The 15,098-nt window shown below is 63.8% G+C and carries 13 protein-coding genes; 9 read left to right on the top strand and 4 right to left on the bottom strand.

Features of this window, described 5'->3' with window-relative positions; genetic code table 11:
- The first annotated feature begins 19 nt into the window (after positions 1–19).
- Both hflX and gltX read left to right on the top strand, forming a co-directional pair.
- Positions 20–1,237, top strand: coding sequence for a GTPase HflX (gene hflX, locus NW848_RS05350; protein ID WP_414510665.1), 1,218 nt, complete (start codon positions 20–22; stop codon positions 1,235–1,237).
- Positions 1,238–1,286: 49 nt separating this feature from the next.
- Positions 1,287–2,750 carry a glutamate--tRNA ligase gene (gene gltX, locus NW848_RS05345; RefSeq protein ID WP_414510664.1) on the top strand — a complete coding sequence of 488 codons (1,464 nt, stop codon included), beginning with the start codon at positions 1,287–1,289 and terminating at the stop codon, positions 2,748–2,750.
- On the opposite strand, the gene NW848_RS05340 is transcribed toward gltX, so the two are convergent.
- The 3 genes from NW848_RS05340 to NW848_RS05330 all read right to left on the bottom strand — a co-directional run bounded on the left by NW848_RS05340 (position 2,641) and on the right by NW848_RS05330 (position 4,796).
- Positions 2,641–4,143, bottom strand: a complete 1,503-nt coding sequence (locus tag NW848_RS05340) for an N-6 DNA methylase (RefSeq protein WP_414510663.1) — start codon at positions 4,141–4,143, stop codon at positions 2,641–2,643. The genes gltX and NW848_RS05340 overlap by 110 nt on opposite strands.
- A 166-nt stretch (positions 4,144–4,309) precedes the next feature.
- Positions 4,310–4,588, bottom strand: a complete 279-nt coding sequence (locus tag NW848_RS05335; protein WP_414510662.1) for a DUF433 domain-containing protein — start codon at positions 4,586–4,588, stop codon at positions 4,310–4,312.
- Positions 4,589–4,658: 70 nt separating this feature from the next.
- The gene (locus NW848_RS05330; protein WP_414510661.1) at positions 4,659–4,796 is read right to left on the bottom strand and encodes a hypothetical protein; all 138 of its coding nucleotides are present in this window, start codon (positions 4,794–4,796) and stop codon (positions 4,659–4,661) included.
- Between the two features lie 54 nt (positions 4,797–4,850).
- On the opposite strand from NW848_RS05330, the gene NW848_RS05325 reads away from it, so the two are divergent.
- The 4 genes from NW848_RS05325 to guaA are packed head-to-tail and all read left to right on the top strand — an operon-like array spanning position 4,851 to position 10,699.
- Complete coding sequence (locus NW848_RS05325; protein ID WP_414510660.1) at positions 4,851–6,578, top strand: cation:proton antiporter; 1,728 nt, start codon at positions 4,851–4,853, stop codon at positions 6,576–6,578.
- Positions 6,579–6,580: 2 nt separating this feature from the next.
- On the top strand, positions 6,581–8,110 hold the full coding sequence (locus NW848_RS05320) for a xylulokinase (RefSeq protein WP_414510659.1): 1,530 nt from the start codon (positions 6,581–6,583) through the stop codon (positions 8,108–8,110).
- On the top strand, positions 8,098–9,147 hold the full coding sequence (csaB, locus tag NW848_RS05315) for a polysaccharide pyruvyl transferase CsaB (protein ID WP_414510658.1): 1,050 nt from the start codon (positions 8,098–8,100) through the stop codon (positions 9,145–9,147). Before NW848_RS05320 ends, csaB begins: the two co-directional genes overlap by 13 nt.
- A gap of 4 nt (positions 9,148–9,151) precedes the next feature.
- Entirely contained in the window at positions 9,152–10,699 is a 1,548-nt protein-coding gene (gene guaA, locus NW848_RS05310; RefSeq protein ID WP_414510657.1) for a glutamine-hydrolyzing GMP synthase, read from the top strand.
- A 114-nt stretch (positions 10,700–10,813) separates the two neighbouring features.
- Here guaA and NW848_RS05305 read toward each other — a convergent pair whose 3' ends face one another.
- Positions 10,814–11,194, bottom strand: coding sequence for a hypothetical protein (locus tag NW848_RS05305; RefSeq protein WP_414510656.1), 381 nt, complete (start codon positions 11,192–11,194; stop codon positions 10,814–10,816).
- Positions 11,195–11,350: 156 nt separating this feature from the next.
- Here NW848_RS05305 and NW848_RS05300 point away from each other — a divergent pair, with 156 nt between their 5' ends.
- The 3 genes from NW848_RS05300 (at position 11,351) to NW848_RS05290 (ending at position 15,061) form a co-directional block, all read left to right on the top strand.
- On the top strand, positions 11,351–11,938 hold the full coding sequence (locus NW848_RS05300; protein WP_414510655.1) for a hypothetical protein: 588 nt from the start codon (positions 11,351–11,353) through the stop codon (positions 11,936–11,938).
- A gap of 57 nt (positions 11,939–11,995) precedes the next feature.
- On the top strand, positions 11,996–12,619 hold the full coding sequence (gene thiE / locus NW848_RS05295; protein ID WP_414510654.1) for a thiamine phosphate synthase: 624 nt from the start codon (positions 11,996–11,998) through the stop codon (positions 12,617–12,619).
- Positions 12,620–12,718: 99 nt separating this feature from the next.
- Positions 12,719–15,061, top strand: coding sequence for a 3-hydroxyacyl-CoA dehydrogenase/enoyl-CoA hydratase family protein (locus NW848_RS05290; protein WP_414510653.1), 2,343 nt, complete (start codon positions 12,719–12,721; stop codon positions 15,059–15,061).
- Positions 15,062–15,098: the final 37 nt, after the last annotated feature.

Below are 15,098 nucleotides of genomic sequence, written 5' to 3'. Positions count from 1 at the left end.
GCAGGCTGAGCGAGCCATCTTGGTCTTCTGCCATCACGAGGGGCACGAGGAAGCCTACTGGAACGACGAGATGCGCGCCTTAGCGCACTCCGCAGGCGTCCGAATCGTCGCCGAAGCGCGGCAGAAACGCCCTCTCCCCGATGTCGCCACCTACATCGGCAAGGGCAAGGCGGAGATGCTGTTCCAACTCGCCCGCGAACACGAAGCCGATGTCATCCTGTTCGATGTGGAACTCAACCCCGTGCAGCAGCGCAACTTGGAACAAATCACCCAGACGCGCGTAGTAGACCGCACGCAGCTGATTCTGGACATCTTCGCGCAGCGGGCGCGCTCGCGCGAGGGCGCGCTGCAAGTGGAACTGGCGCAACTGCTGTACCTGATGCCGCGCCTATCAGGTAAGGGCGTCACGCTCTCGCGCTTGGGCGGCGGAATCGGCACGCGCGGTCCAGGCGAAACGAAGCTGGAGATCGACAAGCGACGCATCCGCGAACGGATTGCCCACCTGCGCCACGAAATCGAAGAACTCCGCCGCCAGCGTGTCCACCAGCGCAGCTCGAGGCGCAAGCTGCCCTTCCCCAGCGGCGCGATTGTGGGCTACACCAACGCGGGCAAGTCCACCCTGCTGAATGTGCTATCAGGGGCGCAGACCTATGTGGACAACCGCGTGTTCGCCACGCTGGATCCCACCACGCGCCGAGTGGTGCTGCCCGACGGCTGGTCGGTGCTGCTGACCGATACCGTCGGCTTTGTAGAGAACCTGCCCCCGATGCTGCTGGAAGCCTTCTACGCCACGCTTGAGGAGGTGCGCGAGGCGGATTTCCTGATTCATGTAATTGACATCTCCAGCCCGCACTGGGAACTGCAACGCGACGCCGTCGAAACCACGCTGGTCGAACTGCAGGCAGACCAGAAGCCGACGATAACCGTGTTCAACAAGGCGGATTGTGTGCGCGACACGGCGCTGCTGCGCCAACTGGTCGCCGAAACGCCCAACTCGGTCTACATCTCCGCCCGCTTTGCGCAGGGCATCCCACACCTGATGGATCGCATCGTGGCGACGGTTCAGGGGATGCTGGTCAGCGTCGATGTGTGGCTGCCGTATGAGGCGACCGCGCTGCTTGCCGAGTGCTACGAGTTCGGGCGCGTGCTGTCAGTAGACTACCACGAAGAAGGCATCCACCTGCGGGCGCAGGTCATCCCGTCGGTCGCCGCGCGCCTGCGCGAGAGCCAAAAGTAGTGAGGTACAATTCCGCTATGCAGCTTCGGAATGCAGGAGGCTTGGCTTGATGGTTCGGGTACGCTACGCGCCCAGCCCGACAGGCATGCCCCATGTGGGCAACATTCGCACCGCGCTGTTCAACTGGGTCTTCGCCCGCCGTCACGGGGGACAATTCATCGTGCGAATCGAAGATACCGACCGCGCGCGCTTTGTAGAAGGCTCCGAGCAGGCGATTTTGCACTCCCTGTGCTGGCTGGGGCTGGACTGGGACGAGGGCCCCGAAGTCGGCGGTCCCTATGCGCCCTACTACCAGTCGCAACGGCTGGAGATTTACCAGCGCATCGCGCACCAGCTGGTGGAGGAAGGCAAGGCGTACAAGTGCTTCTGCACGCCTGAAGAGCTGGAGCAGATGCGGGCGCAGCAGCGGGCGCAAGGCGCCGCCGCCACGATGTACGACCGCCGCTGCCGTAAGCTCACCCCCGCCGAAGTCAAGGCGCGCGAGGACGCGGGACTGCCCTATGTCATCCGCTTCAAAATGCCGCTGGAAGGCACGGTGGAGTACGACGACCTGATTCACGGGCGCACGGTGTTCCAAAACAAACTCACCGACGACTTCGTGATGCTGAAATCGGACGGCTTCCCAACCTACCACCTCGCGAATGTGGTGGACGACCACCTGATGGAGGTCACCCATGTGATGCGCGGGGACGAGTGGGTCGCCAGCATGCCGCGCCACCTGAACCTCTACAAGGCGCTGGGCTGGGAGCCGCCGCAGTTTGCGCACCTGCCCCTGCTGCTGGGACCCGACAGGCAGAAACTCTCCAAGCGGCACGGTGCAGTGGAGTTCACTGACTTTATCCGACAGGGCTACCTGCCCGAAGCGATGTTCAACTTTTTAGCCATCTGCGGCTGGAACCCTGGCGACGACCGAGAGATTCTCAGCCGTGAGGAGATTATCCAGCTGTTCGCCATCGAGCGTATCTCGGACAACCCGTTCGTGTTCCACCACGATAAGCTTTTGTGGATGAACGGCTACTACATCCGCCAATTGCCGAAGGAGCGGCTGGTGGAGCTGTGCCTGCCGTATTTGCAGGAGGCGGGGCTGGTGCCCCAGACGCTGGACGAGGCGACCCGCGCCTATGTGGAGCGTGTCGTGCCGCTGGAGCAGGAGAAGATGAAGCTGCTTAGCGACGCGCCGCGCCTGCTGGACTTCTTCTTCAAAGACGACTACCCCATCGACGAGGCGGCGGTGCGCAAATGGTACGGCGAGCCGCACATCCCACAGATGCTGGAGGAGCTGATTCGCCGCTATGAGGCGCTGGAGCCGTTCACTGCGCCCGAGATCGAGCGCGTCACGCGCGAGGTGATTGCCTGGCTGGGCGTCAAAGGCGGCGAGGTCATCCACCCCACGCGCGTCGCGCTCAGCGGACGCACGACAGGACCGAGCCTGTTCGAGATGATTGAGGCTTTAGGCAAGCCGCGCGTGCTACAACGCCTGCGCAAGGCGCAGGGGTGGGTGTTTGGGCGGTGAGGAATTCTATCACCTCTTCCGTATCCCCCGCCTGCACTAACGCCCGTAGCCTCTCACGCTCTTCATCGGACATCTCCAGATACGGGAAAGTCTCAATCAACGCCTTCGCTTGCGATAAGCCGAGATACTTGCGCGTGTACGCGCTTGCGGAATACTTATAGGTGGTCATGAACTCGCTGTCGGTCAGGGCGCGGAGGTGTTCCAACAGCAGGTTGAAGTAGTCCCGCAGGAGACGCAGGTCGTCCAGCGGCAGGCGCGGCTCGAGAAACACCTGTATTGGGTGCGTGCGGTAGGTCGCCTTCGTGACGACAATCCCATCCGCGCCGAACACTTCGGGGATGAAGTATAGCCCCGCGCGTCCGTCTGCGCTGCCCGTGTCCAGCGTGCGCACAAAGAGCGGGTTCGCCTTCACATGTTCGTAGAGCGCGGCGTCTACGCCCACCTCCAGCACGCGATAGCCCTTGCCCGAAAAGTCGTTCGCGTCCACCAGCCTGAGCGGGTACGCGCCCGCGTGCTGCTGCACGGTCTCCCAGTGCAGGTAGTAGCGCACTTTCAGCGGGCGCGCGGCGCGGTGAAGCGTGACGAACTCTTCGAACTCGCTGCCCGCGCGATAATGCCACTTGGGAGAGAGGCGATAGCAGCGCGTTTCGGCAGCGTGGTTCACCTTCACCGCCTCGAACACCTGCACTTCACGGCAGGCATACGGCTTGCGCTCAAAAAAAGCAATCATCACATGCACGCCCGTATGTTCGAACAGAGTCTGCTCGAACAGGTACGCCTTGCGAATCGTGTAGGCGTCCAGCAGGTCGTCGCGAATCTTGTTGGAAATCGCGTCCCCGAACAGGAAGTTGGAAGGAATGATGTACGCCATCTTTGGCACGGCATGGCGCAGGTCGTTGATAAGGGCAATCTGGTAGAGGTCTTGATAGCCTTCGTTGCGCCCTGTGAAGTAGCGCAGGTACGGGCGCGTCTCGGGATGCTTCGGGATGTAGCCCAAGTAGAGGTACGGCGGGTTGGTGACATGGTACACAGGCAGCGGCGAGCGCAGGATTTCGTCGGGATAGTCGGCGAGCGTGTCCCGTTGGCGGATGTGTTCCCGCGCGAGCGGTTCGGGCACGCCAAGCGCGACCGCACGCTGGATGCAGTGGGCGACCATTTGCGGCTGGATGTCGTAGAGGCGGATATGCTCGGCGAAGAATTCGGCGCGGTCGGCGGGCGGAATCCGTTCCAGAATCGGGAAAATCAGGTCGCCCTTACCTGCAAATAGGTCTACCCATCGGTATTGCGTGAGCATGGGCGCGATTTCGGGCAGGATGTAGTCGCGCATCAGTTGCTGGGGCGTGAGATGTTCCCCGAGAGCGCGACGCCGCCTCCGTTCGGTGTGCGCTGCCATACGCCGAGATTATACCGAAAACGGGGGTACTTGCTCAGTCACTCCGAGTAGCGTACCCTTACTCTGTCTGGCTCTACTGTAATCAGTGCGCTCTACGCCAGCTCCGATCGATAGGTTTTCAGAATATGGCTACAAAAATCCCTTCATTCCACCCCATACGCAGGTATCAAGTAGTACCCTCACTGTGAGGCTCCACCAAAAACGGTTCGATACGCTCGCGTCCGACAAGGCGGCGTGCGTACACCAAGCATGCGCGAATATCGTCCATTTCCAGCCACGGGTAGCCCTGCAAGATGGTCTCGGGGCTATCGCCCGCTGCCAGCATCGCCAGCACATGCTCCACCGCCAACCGTCGCCCGCGAATGATGGGTTTCCCGCCGAAAATAGCGGGGTCGGTCGTGATTCGCGCCAAAAGCTGCTCCTCATCGATGCGCGCAGTCGCCATCTTGACCACCTCCTGGAGAAGAGGATACCCGACTCACTGAGTAGCCACTCAGCCGCACTCCCCCAACTGCCTAATCCACATCGTATGTTCCCTCAGTGCTATCCGCCGTATCATCGTCCACCTCCTGCGACAGGCTTTGCCGAATCGCCTCCAACTCCTGCGCGGTCAAGCCCCATACCTGCGCCGCCAACTGGTCTATCTCCGACAAGTCGCGGAACAGCGAGCCGATTTTACTTTACCTCTTAGGTACAATTCCCCCGCTATGCCAGAGACCCACGCCCACTCCCTGAGTACGAGCATCCTGTTGGTGATTGGCGTCAGTATTATAATCGTGGCGCTGTTTACGCGCTTGCGCCTGCCTGCCGTGGCGGGCTTCATCCTCACGGGCGCGCTCATCGGTCCTTACGGGCTGGGCTGGGTCGACGAAGTGGAAGCGATTCAGCTGCTTGCCGAGTTGGGCGTGGTGCTGTTGCTGTTCTCGCTGGGAGTGGAGTTCTCCATCGACAAGCTTTACCAGTTGCGCCACTATGTGTTGCGGGCAGGGATTGCGCAGGTCGGGCTGACGGTACTGATTTGCGCGATAGGCGCGGGGCTGTTGGGCTACACGCTGGCGCAGTCGCTCGCGCTGGGCATGATTATCAGTCTCAGCAGCACGGCGGTCGGTGTGAAGATTCTCAAGCAGCGCGAAGAGTTGGACAGCACGCACGGGCGGTTCGCGGTCGGCGTGCTGCTGTTTCAAGATATTATGGCGCCCGTGTTTATGGCAATTTTACCCTTCCTGCCCCAACTCCAAGAGCGCGGGCTTATCGTGGCGGGTTCCAAGCTGGTCTTCACAGTGGTGGGGATTGCGGTCGTCTATCTGCTGGCGCGGGTGGTCGTACCAGTGGTGTTGCGCTGGATCGTGGTCTCGGATACGCGCGAGATTCCTGTGCTGGGGTCGCTGTTTATCGCGCTGCTGATGAGTTATATCACGCAGTCGCTGGGGATGTCCGCGGCGTTGGGCGCGTTCATCGCGGGCATCATCATCTCCGAGACGCCCTACAGCCACCAAATCACGGCGAACATCACGCCGTTCCGCGACAGTTTCCTTGCACTGTTTTTCATCTCGGTTGGTATGCTGGTGGATCTGCCCTATCTGCAAGCGAATTGGGGCACGGTCATCGCGTGGACGCTCTCGCTGATGGCGCTGAAGAGCCTTATCGTGGTGGGGATTGGGCTTGCGATTCGGCGTCCGCTACGGGTAGGTCTGCTGGCGGGGATGGCGCTGGCGAATATTGGCGAGTTCTCGTTCGTGCTGATGGAGCAATCGCGCAGTGCGAATTTGCTTCCGCCCGATTTGGTGAACGGCTTGGTGGTCGGCACTTCGCTGAGCATTCTGCTCACGCCGCTGTTGTTGGCGGGGGCGTATCGGTTGCTGGCGCGGGCGACCAAGCGGGCGCACTGGCTCTCGCGCCTGCGCGCAGCGCACGAGAGCCATCCCGAACTGCGCGACCATGTGATTATCGTCGGCTTCGGGCTGAACGGGCGCAATTTGGCGAACCTGCTGCGCGACTTGGGGCAGCCGTTTGTGGTGGTAGAGATGAACGGCGCGCTGGTGCGCGAGGCGCAGAAGCAGGGCATCCCTGTTATCTACGGCGACGCGGCGCATCCAGAAATCCTGCAGGCGGCGGGGGTGGAACACGCCCGCGCCGTCGTGATTGCCGTCTCCGATCCGATTAGCACGCGCTACACCGTGCGCGCCGTGCGCGAGTTGAACCCCACTGTCTACATCGTCGCGCGCACGCGCTATGTCGCCGAGATTGAACCCCTCTACGCCGCAGGCGCCACCGATGTCATCCCCGAAGAGTTCGAGACCTACATCGAGATTGCGGGGCGCATCATGCGCTTGCTGGGCGTGGAGAACGAGACGCGCCTGCAGTTGATGAATCAGTGCCGCGCCCGCCATTATCAGGTGCTGCAGGAGACCGAAGAAGGCGTATTCGCAAACTGAAGATGGTACTCGCGCTTGACTTGGGCACGACGGCGGTCAAGGCGGCGGTGGTCTCCGCGCAGGGCGAACTGCTGGCGTGGGATTGCGAGCCGCAGCCGCTTCTCTTCACGCCCGACGGCGGGGTGGAGCAAGACCCGCGCATCTGGTGGGCGACGCTCACGCGCCTTGTGCAACGCCTGCTTGCCAACGCGCCCAAACATCGCGACGCCATCCGCGCAGTGTGCTGCACGGCGCAGTGGTCGGGCACGGTTGCGGTGGACGCCGCAGGCGAGCCTCTCGGCAACGCGATACTTTGGATGGACACGCGCGGCGCGCCCTACATCGCCGACCTCATCGACGGCTTCCCCCGCGTGATGGGTTACAACTTGTTCAAGTTGCGCACTTGGCTGCGCCTGACGGGCGGCGCGCCCGCACGCTCAGGCAAAGACCCGCTCGCGCACATCCTGTATCTCAAGCACGCGCAGCCTGAGTGCTACCGCGCTGCGCATAAGTTTCTGGAACCGAAAGACTACCTGAACCTGCGCCTGACGGGACGCATCGCCAGTTCTTACGAGACGCTCGCGCTGCACTGGATTACTGATAACCGCGACATTCGGCGGATTGAGTACCACCCGACGCTGCTGCGCTACGCGGGGCTGCGCCGCGAGCAGTTCCCCGACCTGTATCCCAGCACGGCGATCCTGGGCGCGGTGCTACCGACGGTGGCAGACGAGTGGGGGTTGCCGCGCGAGACGCAGGTGGTCGCAGGCACGCCCGACCTGCACGCAACGGCAATCGGCTCAGGCGGGCTGGACGACTTTCAAGCGCATATGACGCTTAGCACCTCCGCATGGATTAGCTGCCATGTGCCTTTCAAGCGCACGGACATCTTCCGCAACCTCGCGACGCTGCCTGCGGGCATCCCAGGTCGCTACTTTATCGCGAACGAGCAGGAGTCGGCGGGCGCGTGTCTGAACTGGCTGCGCGAGGTGATTTGGGGCGCATCGCCGCCGCCCGACGCCTTTGCGCAGATGGACGCTTGGGCGGCGCAGGCGGACGCAGGCGCAGGTGGGTTGCGCTTCCTGCCGTGGCTGGTCGGCGAGCGCACGCCTGTGGAGAACCCACATGTGCGCGGGGGCTTCTGCCGACTGAGCCTGCAGCACGGGCGGGCGGAGCTGGCGCGCGCCGTGCTGGAGGGCGTCGCGTTGAACGCCCGCTGGCTGCTGGACGCCGTGGAGCGGCTCGCAGGCAGGCGACTGGAACCGATACGGCTGGTGGGCGGCGGGGCGCGTTCGACGGTCTGGGCGCAGATTCTGGCGGATGTGCTGCAGCGCGAGTTGTGGCAGATGGCACAGCCGCAGATGGCGACCGTGCGCGGCGCAGGGATGCTCGCCGCCATCGCGCTGGGCTGGACAGACTGGCAGTCGCTGGAACGCTGTACGCCTGTGCAGGCGCGGTTCGCGCCCGACCCCGCCCGCGTGCGCCTCTATGACGCAATGTACCATGAGTTCCGCGCCCGCTATCGGGTAGAGTCTCGCCGATGGGCATCCTGATTGCGGGCTACTACGGCTACCGCAACTGGGGCGACGAAGGCTCGCTGGCGACCCTGCTGCAAGTGCTGCCGCGCGAATCGGTGTGCGCACTGTCAGGCGACCCCGCGTTCACGGAGGCGACCTATGGGATTCGCGCCCTGCCCCGCATGGAGATTCGCGCGGTGCGCCGTGCCGTGCGCGAGTCGGACGCGCTGATTCTGGGCGGAGGCAGCCTGCTGCAGGACATAACCAGCCTGCGTTCGCTGCTATATTACCTCGCGCTCATCCGATGGGGGCTTCGGGCGCACGGTAGGGTGCTACTGGTGGGTCAGGGTGTGGGACCCTTGCGGCGGTGTGTCGGGCGCAAGCTCGTCGCGCGCCTGTTGCGGCAGGTTCCTTTCCTCAGCGTGCGCGATGCCGACTCCGCGCACCTGCTGGAGAGCCTCGGCGTTTCAGGCGCGACGGTAGACGCCGACCTGACCTGGGCGCTTGCGCCGCAGCCTGCGCATGTAGCGTTGGATGCAGGAGCGCGTTGGGTGGGGCTTGCACCACGCCCGTGGGGCGACGCGCCCGTCAAGCAGGCGTTCGCCGACCTGTGCCGCCACCTACACGCAGATGGCTACCGTGCGCTGCTCATCCCGATGCAGGAGTCGCAAGACCGTGCGCTGTGCGAGGCGATAGCCGCCGAGTCGGGCGCACACCCGCTCCCGCCGCCGCATCATCCTGCGCAGCTGCTCGGCGTGATGGCGCAACTAGAAGCGGTAATCGCCGTGCGCCTGCATGGGGCGATTTTCGCGGCATCAGCGGGCGTGCCCGTGCTATGCGTCAGTTATGACCCGAAAGTGGACGCGCTCGCCGCGCAGCTCGGCGCGCCGACCGTGCCGCTCAGGGCGCTTCAGGCAGGGCTTGTGGAAGCGTGGGCGGCGTTTCCGCGCGACGCGCTCCGCGCGCGCCTGCAGGGAACTGTGCCCGCGCTTCAGCAAACAGCCCAACACCTACTCGCACGGGTACAGGAGTCTACCAAACCTTTCTCGGAACCCGTGCAGGGTATCCTATAGTCCGATGGAGACCCCAATCGGCGCGCACGAGCAGGTCGCAATCTTGGACTTCGGCGGGCAATACACGCAGTTGATTGCGCGGCGCGTGCGCGAGTGCAGTGTGTTCTGCGAGATTCTGCCCTACGATACGCCCCTGCCCGAGTTGCGCGCCCGCCCGCCGAAAGGCATCATCCTGTCGGGCGGTCCCGCAAGCGTGTATGAGCCGAACGCCCCGCGCGTAGACCCTGAACTGTTTATGCTGGGCGTCCCCGTGCTGGGCATCTGCTACGGGCATCAGTTGATGGCGCACATGCTGGGGGGTGTCGTGCAGCCTGCGGCGCAGCGCGAGTACGGGCGCACGCTGCTGACCGTCGTGCATGCCGAGCCGCTGTTCGAGCAGCTGGACTTCCACCTGAGCTGCTGGATGAGCCACGGCGACATGGTGCAGACGCCCCCGCCAGGCTTTATCGTGCTGGCGGAGACCGAGAACACCCCCGTCGCCGCGATGGGCGACCTGATGCGCCACCTGTATGGCGTGCAGTTCCACCCCGAAGTCGCGCACACGCCGTTCGGCATGCACCTGCTGCGCCAGTTCCTGTACGCAGTGTGCGGTTGCAAAGGCGACTGGACGATGCGCAACTTCATCGAAGAGAGCATCGCCCGTATCCGCGAGCAAGTCGGCAGCGAGCGCGTGCTGTGCGCCGTCAGCGGAGGGGTCGACTCCTGCACCGTCGCCGCGCTGGTGCAGCGCGCGATTGGCGAGCAGCTGACCTGCATCTTCGTCGACCACGGGCTGATGCGTGCAGGCGAGGCGGAGCAGGTGCAAATGCTGTTCACGCGGCACTTCCCCAGCCGCCTGATTTTCGTGGACGCGCGCGAGCGGTTCCTAAAGCGCCTGCAAGGCGTCGTTGACCCCGAACAGAAGCGCAAGGTCATCGGCGAGGAGTTCGTGCGCGTATTCGAGGAGCATGCCGACGCGATTGGGCAGTGTCGCTACCTGGCGCAGGGCACGCTGTACCCCGATGTGATTGAGAGCGGCACGCGCCTGGCAGCGAAAATCAAAACGCACCACAATGTCGGCGGGCTGCCCGACTGGATGCGTATGGAACTCATCGAGCCCCTGCGCTACCTGTTCAAGGACGAGGTACGCCGCGTCGCGCAAGAGTTGGGACTGCCCCCCGAAATCGTGTGGCGGCAGCCGTTCCCTGGTCCAGGGCTGGCGGTGCGCGTGCTGGGCGAGGTGACAGCGGAGAAGTTAGCCCTTGTGCGCGCGGCGGACGCCATCCTGAACGAGGAGTTGACGCGCACGGGTTGGGCACAGCGCATATGGCAGGCGTTCGCCGTACTGCCCGAAGTGCGCTCGGTCGGCGTGATGGGCGACCAGCGCACCTACCAGTACCCGATTGTGCTGCGCGTCGTGCATAGCGAGGACGCGATGACCGCCGAGCCTGCCGAGTTGCCGTGGGACTTGCTGCTGCGCATCGCTAATCGCATTAGCAACGAGGTTGCAGGCGTCAACCGCGTGCTGTATGACCTCAGTTCCAAACCGCCTGCCACGATTGAGTGGGAGTAGGGGCGCCACGAAACACGCGCGCCGTTCTGAAGTATGCCCAGCAGGTCGAATCCCACCACTCCTGCACCCTCTCCCCCTTTGTCAAGGGGGGAGAGGGCTGGGGTGAGGGAGGATTCAACACCCACTCCCGAAGTTGAACAGCACGGTCAGCAAGTCCGCGTCGTCCACCGTGCCGTCGCAGTTCAGGTCGGCGGGGTTCAAACCCGTCGCCCCGAAGGCGAACAGCACCTGCAGCAGGTCGGCGTCGTCGATGCACCCGTTGCCGTCCACATCGCCGTTGGAGACGATGCAGGGCGTGAACCAGAAGCCGCCCGTGAGGCTGAACGCGCCGCCTGTGAGCGGGTTGCTGGCGTCGGGCTGCCCCACCGTGCCGCCGAGGTTGAAGGTTCCCCCCGCGGCGAAGGTAATGCCGCCGCCGTCGATTGTCCACCAGCTCAGGTCATACCCGCCGCCCGATTGTGCCGAGGCGACGGCTATTAGCGTCAGCACGCTCATTCACAGCATAAATCCCATACGGACTGCTGGTAGTAACATGAAGTTGCCCTGCTGAGCTGTCTCTGCCGACCATCAGTCGCTGCGTAAAGTAGCCGTCGCCGCCCACATGTAGGCGGTACCACGGGTTCCCCGTATTGATGCCGACATTGCCGTTGAATGCGCCTGTTCGGGTATGCAGGCACCCTGCGTCCGCACTGGTTCGGCGTGTTGCACGCGCTGGCGAAGGGCGCGGCGGAGCTGGGCAGTCGCCCCTCCCCGTTAGAGGGCGTCGCCGTGCTAAGACGCTGGCTCCCACAGGCGGAACAATGCGCTCCCGAATACGAGGCGTGGTTCCTGCGCGACATCGCCGAGTACCTGAGTTTCTCGCGCTACCGCGCCGACGCGGAAGCCGCCCGCTGTTTCGCTCAGCAACGGAGCCAGCCGTGGCGCTCAGAAGACCCAAGCGTCGCGCTCTCCAACGCGCTGGTACAGGTCAACTTGGGGCAACCCGAACAAGCGTTGCACATTCTTACCACGACGCCCGAACTGGCGTGGGATCCTGACGACAGCATCCAGCAACGCATCAACGAAACCAGCGTGTGGATATGCGCGCTGGAAGGGTGCGGATGCTATGCAGACGCCGCGGTGTGGCGCGAGCGGCTCGCACACACGCTGCAGCAGCACGGCAATCACCGCACCCCCTGGATTGTGCGTCGGCTCGCCCCCTCGGCGCTCACCCTCGTAAGCGCCGCTCCTGGGGAGTGAGTATCGTTGTTCCTCGTGGCGTGGCAAAACGCCTCCCTCGGTGACTATAATATCTCTATGAGGCGTCTTTCGGGGCTGTATGTGATTACTGAGCCTGCGCTGCGCGATCCGATTGAGACAGCGCATCAGGTTCTGATGGCGGGCGTGCGATTGCTGCAACTGCGCGACAAGACGGCGACCACGCGCGAACTTGTGCGTGTGGGGCAAGAATTGCGTGCGCTGACGCGCCAGTATGGAGCGCGCTTGATTGTGAACGACCGACTCGATGTCGCGTTGGCAATCGAAGCGGACGGCGTCCACTTGGGGCAAGACGATTTGCCTGTGTTGCTCGCGCGACGGATTGCAGGCGAGCGGTTGCTTATTGGCGTCTCGGCGGAGACAGTAGCAGAAGCGATGGAGGCGGAGTCGGCGGGCGCGGACTATCTCGGCGTGGGACCGATGTTCGCCACATCCACCAAGCCTGACGCAGGCGCGCCCGTTGGTCCCGAACGCCTCCGCGCCATCAAGCAGGCGGTTCACATCCCTGTGTTCGGCATCGGCGGAATCACACTGGAGAACGCGCCTGCCGTGCTGGAAGCGGGCGCAGACGGCATCTGCATCGTGTCGGCGATTGTCGGCGCGCCTGACCCCGCCGCCGCCGCGCGTCAGTTCCTCCGCCTGATAGGTTCAGGCGGCGAATAGGCTCCTCACAAGCCCTCCTATCCCAAGCAGGTATAATCCCCCTGCAGGAGTTTCGAACGCTGAGTCGAAAACTCGGCGCGTTAGAAGGAGGCGTTATCGATGCTGAACGAACATTCAACCACGGGCAAGGCAGCCGTATTGGGCGCGGGCACGATGGGCGCGCAAATCGCCGCGCATTTAGCCAATGTCGGCTGGCGGGTGTTGCTGTTAGACCTGACGCACGACCTCGCCAAGCAGGGGCTGGAGCGCGTGAGCAAACTCAAGCCCGCGCCATTTTATTTACCAGAGCTGGCAAGCCGCATCGAATTAGGAAGCTTTGAGACCGATTTCCCCCGTCTGAAAGAGGCAGACTGGGTGATTGAAGCCGTTGTCGAGAAGCCCGACATCAAACGCGCGTTGTGGACGCGCGTGCAAGACTATGTCGCCCCGCACGCCGTGCTGTCCACCAACACAAGCGGGCTGTCGATTCACGAAATGAGCGACGCCTGCCGCGACGACATCAAGCGACGCTTCCTGGGCACGCACTTTTTCAACCCGCCGCGCTACCTGAAATTGCTGGAGCTTATCCCCCGCCGCGAGACCGACCCCGACATTCTGGAGGGCGTCGCGCGCTTCGCCGAGCGCGTGCTGGGCAAGCGCGTGGTCATCGCCCGCGACACGCCCGGCTTTATCGCGAACCGACTCGGCGTCCATTCGATGATGGTCGTCTTCCCGCTGATGCAGGAGTTCGGGATGACCATCGAGGAGGTGGACGCGCTGACGGGTCCGCTGATTGGCAACCCGCGCAGCGCGACCTTCCGCCTGGCGGACATCGTGGGGCTCGATGTGATGGCGAGCGTGGCGGGCAACCTGCACGAGCGACTGGCGACGGAAGCGGAAAAGCGCGTGTTTACGCTGCCCGAAGTGGTGCAACGGCTGATTGCCGATGGGCGACTGGGCGAGAAGACGGGCGCAGGCTTCTACCGCCGCCAGAAGGACGGCACCATCGAGGCGTTAGACCTGAACACCTACGAGTACCGCCCGCGCCAAAAGGCGAAGTTCCCCCATCTGGAGCCGTTCGAGAAACTGCCGCTGGAGGAGCGACTGCGCACGCTGGTGAACCACGACAGCCGTGAGGGACGCTTCCTGTGGCGCTTGCACGCGGAGACGCTGCGCTATGCCGCGCAGTGCGCACCCGACCTCGCCGACGACCCCATCGCCATCGACCACGCTATCAAGTGGGGCTTCAATCGCGAACTGGGTCCGTTCCAGACCTGGGACGCACTGGGCATACGCGAGACCGCCGAACGCATGGAGCGCGAGGGAATCGCCGTGCCGCAGGTGGTACAAGACCTCCTGCGCTTCGGCAGAACGCGCTTCTACGACACCGCCGACACGGGCGACACGACCGTCTATGTGTGGCTGGGCGCAGGGCAAGTCGCCCCGTACCGACCTGACCCAGAGTTCCTCACGCCGACCAATATGGCGCGCCACTGCCCCGAAGTGGAGCGCAACGCCGACGCCTCCGTCTACGACCTCGGCGACGGCGTGTTCTGTGTCGGCATCCACAGCAAGATGAATGTGCTGGGTCCGGGCGTGATGGAGATGCTCTACAAGGGCGCGGAGCGCGCCGAGCGCGAGGGCGTCGGGCTGGTGGTCACGGGCATCGGCGAACACTTCTCTGTCGGGTTCAACCTGCAGCTGTTTCTGATGATGATTGGCACGGGCGACTTCGACGAGCTGCTAATGGGCGGCAAGGCGTTCCAAGACTCGCTGCTGCGCCTGCGCCATGCGAAGGTTCCTGTTGTGGCGGCGACTTTCGGGTACACGCTGGGCGGCGGATGCGAGTTGGCGATGCACTGCGACCGCGTGGTCGCCAGCGCGGAGACCTACATCGGACTGCCCGAAGTGGGCGTCGGGATTATCCCTGCAGGCGGCGGCACCTCGACGATGCTGTATCGCGCGCTGAACAGCCTGCCCCCGAACGCTGACCCGTACCCTGCCATCCGCCGCGTGATGGAGACGCTCGGCTTCGGCAAGGTCGCCACCAGTGCGCTGGAGGGCGTGCAATACGGCTTCCTGCGACAGGGCGTAGACACCATCTCGGTCAACCCCGACCGCATCCTCTGGCTGGCGAAGCAAGAGGTGCAACACCTCGCCGCGCAGGGCTACACCCCGCCCGAAGAGCCGAAGGTGATGGCGTATGGCAATCAAGTGCTGACCCGCCTGCTGGTCGAGCTGCACAACCTGAAACGCGGCAACTTCATCACCGAGCATGACTTCACGGTCGCCTCGCAGATTGCCTATGTGCTGGCGGGGGGCGATTTGAGCCAGCCCGTCGAGATGCCGCTGTCGTACTTCTACCAGCTGGAGATTCAGGTCGTCGGCTATCTGGCGCAGCAGCCCAAGACTTGGGAGCGCATGCGCCATATGCTCGAAACGGGCAAGCCGCTGCGCAACTGATGGTGTCGGGAGGCGGCGTCTGCAGGAGAGGCTGCCT

The sequence above is a fragment of the Synechococcus sp. RC10A2 genome, from assembly GCF_047502605.1.
This window is presented reverse-complemented; position numbering and strand designations above follow the sequence as displayed.

Excerpts from the sequence above, each read along its gene's own strand:
- gltX (WP_414510664.1), top strand. The coding sequence starts at position 1,287 with ATGGTTCGGGTACGCTACGCGCCCAGCCCGACAGGCATGCCCCATGTG.
- NW848_RS05340 (WP_414510663.1), bottom strand. The coding sequence starts at position 4,143 with ATGGCAGCGCACACCGAACGGAGGCGGCGTCGCGCTCTCGGGGAACAT.
- NW848_RS05335 (WP_414510662.1), bottom strand. The coding sequence starts at position 4,588 with ATGGCGACTGCGCGCATCGATGAGGAGCAGCTTTTGGCGCGAATCACG.
- NW848_RS05325 (WP_414510660.1), top strand. The coding sequence starts at position 4,851 with ATGCCAGAGACCCACGCCCACTCCCTGAGTACGAGCATCCTGTTGGTG.
- NW848_RS05320 (WP_414510659.1), top strand. The coding sequence starts at position 6,581 with ATGGTACTCGCGCTTGACTTGGGCACGACGGCGGTCAAGGCGGCGGTG.
- csaB (WP_414510658.1), top strand. The coding sequence starts at position 8,098 with ATGGGCATCCTGATTGCGGGCTACTACGGCTACCGCAACTGGGGCGAC.
- guaA (WP_414510657.1), top strand. The coding sequence starts at position 9,152 with ATGGAGACCCCAATCGGCGCGCACGAGCAGGTCGCAATCTTGGACTTC.
- NW848_RS05305 (WP_414510656.1), bottom strand. The coding sequence starts at position 11,194 with ATGAGCGTGCTGACGCTAATAGCCGTCGCCTCGGCACAATCGGGCGGC.
- NW848_RS05300 (WP_414510655.1), top strand. The coding sequence starts at position 11,351 with ATGCGCCTGTTCGGGTATGCAGGCACCCTGCGTCCGCACTGGTTCGGC.
- thiE (WP_414510654.1), top strand. The coding sequence starts at position 11,996 with ATGAGGCGTCTTTCGGGGCTGTATGTGATTACTGAGCCTGCGCTGCGC.
- NW848_RS05290 (WP_414510653.1), top strand. The coding sequence starts at position 12,719 with ATGCTGAACGAACATTCAACCACGGGCAAGGCAGCCGTATTGGGCGCG.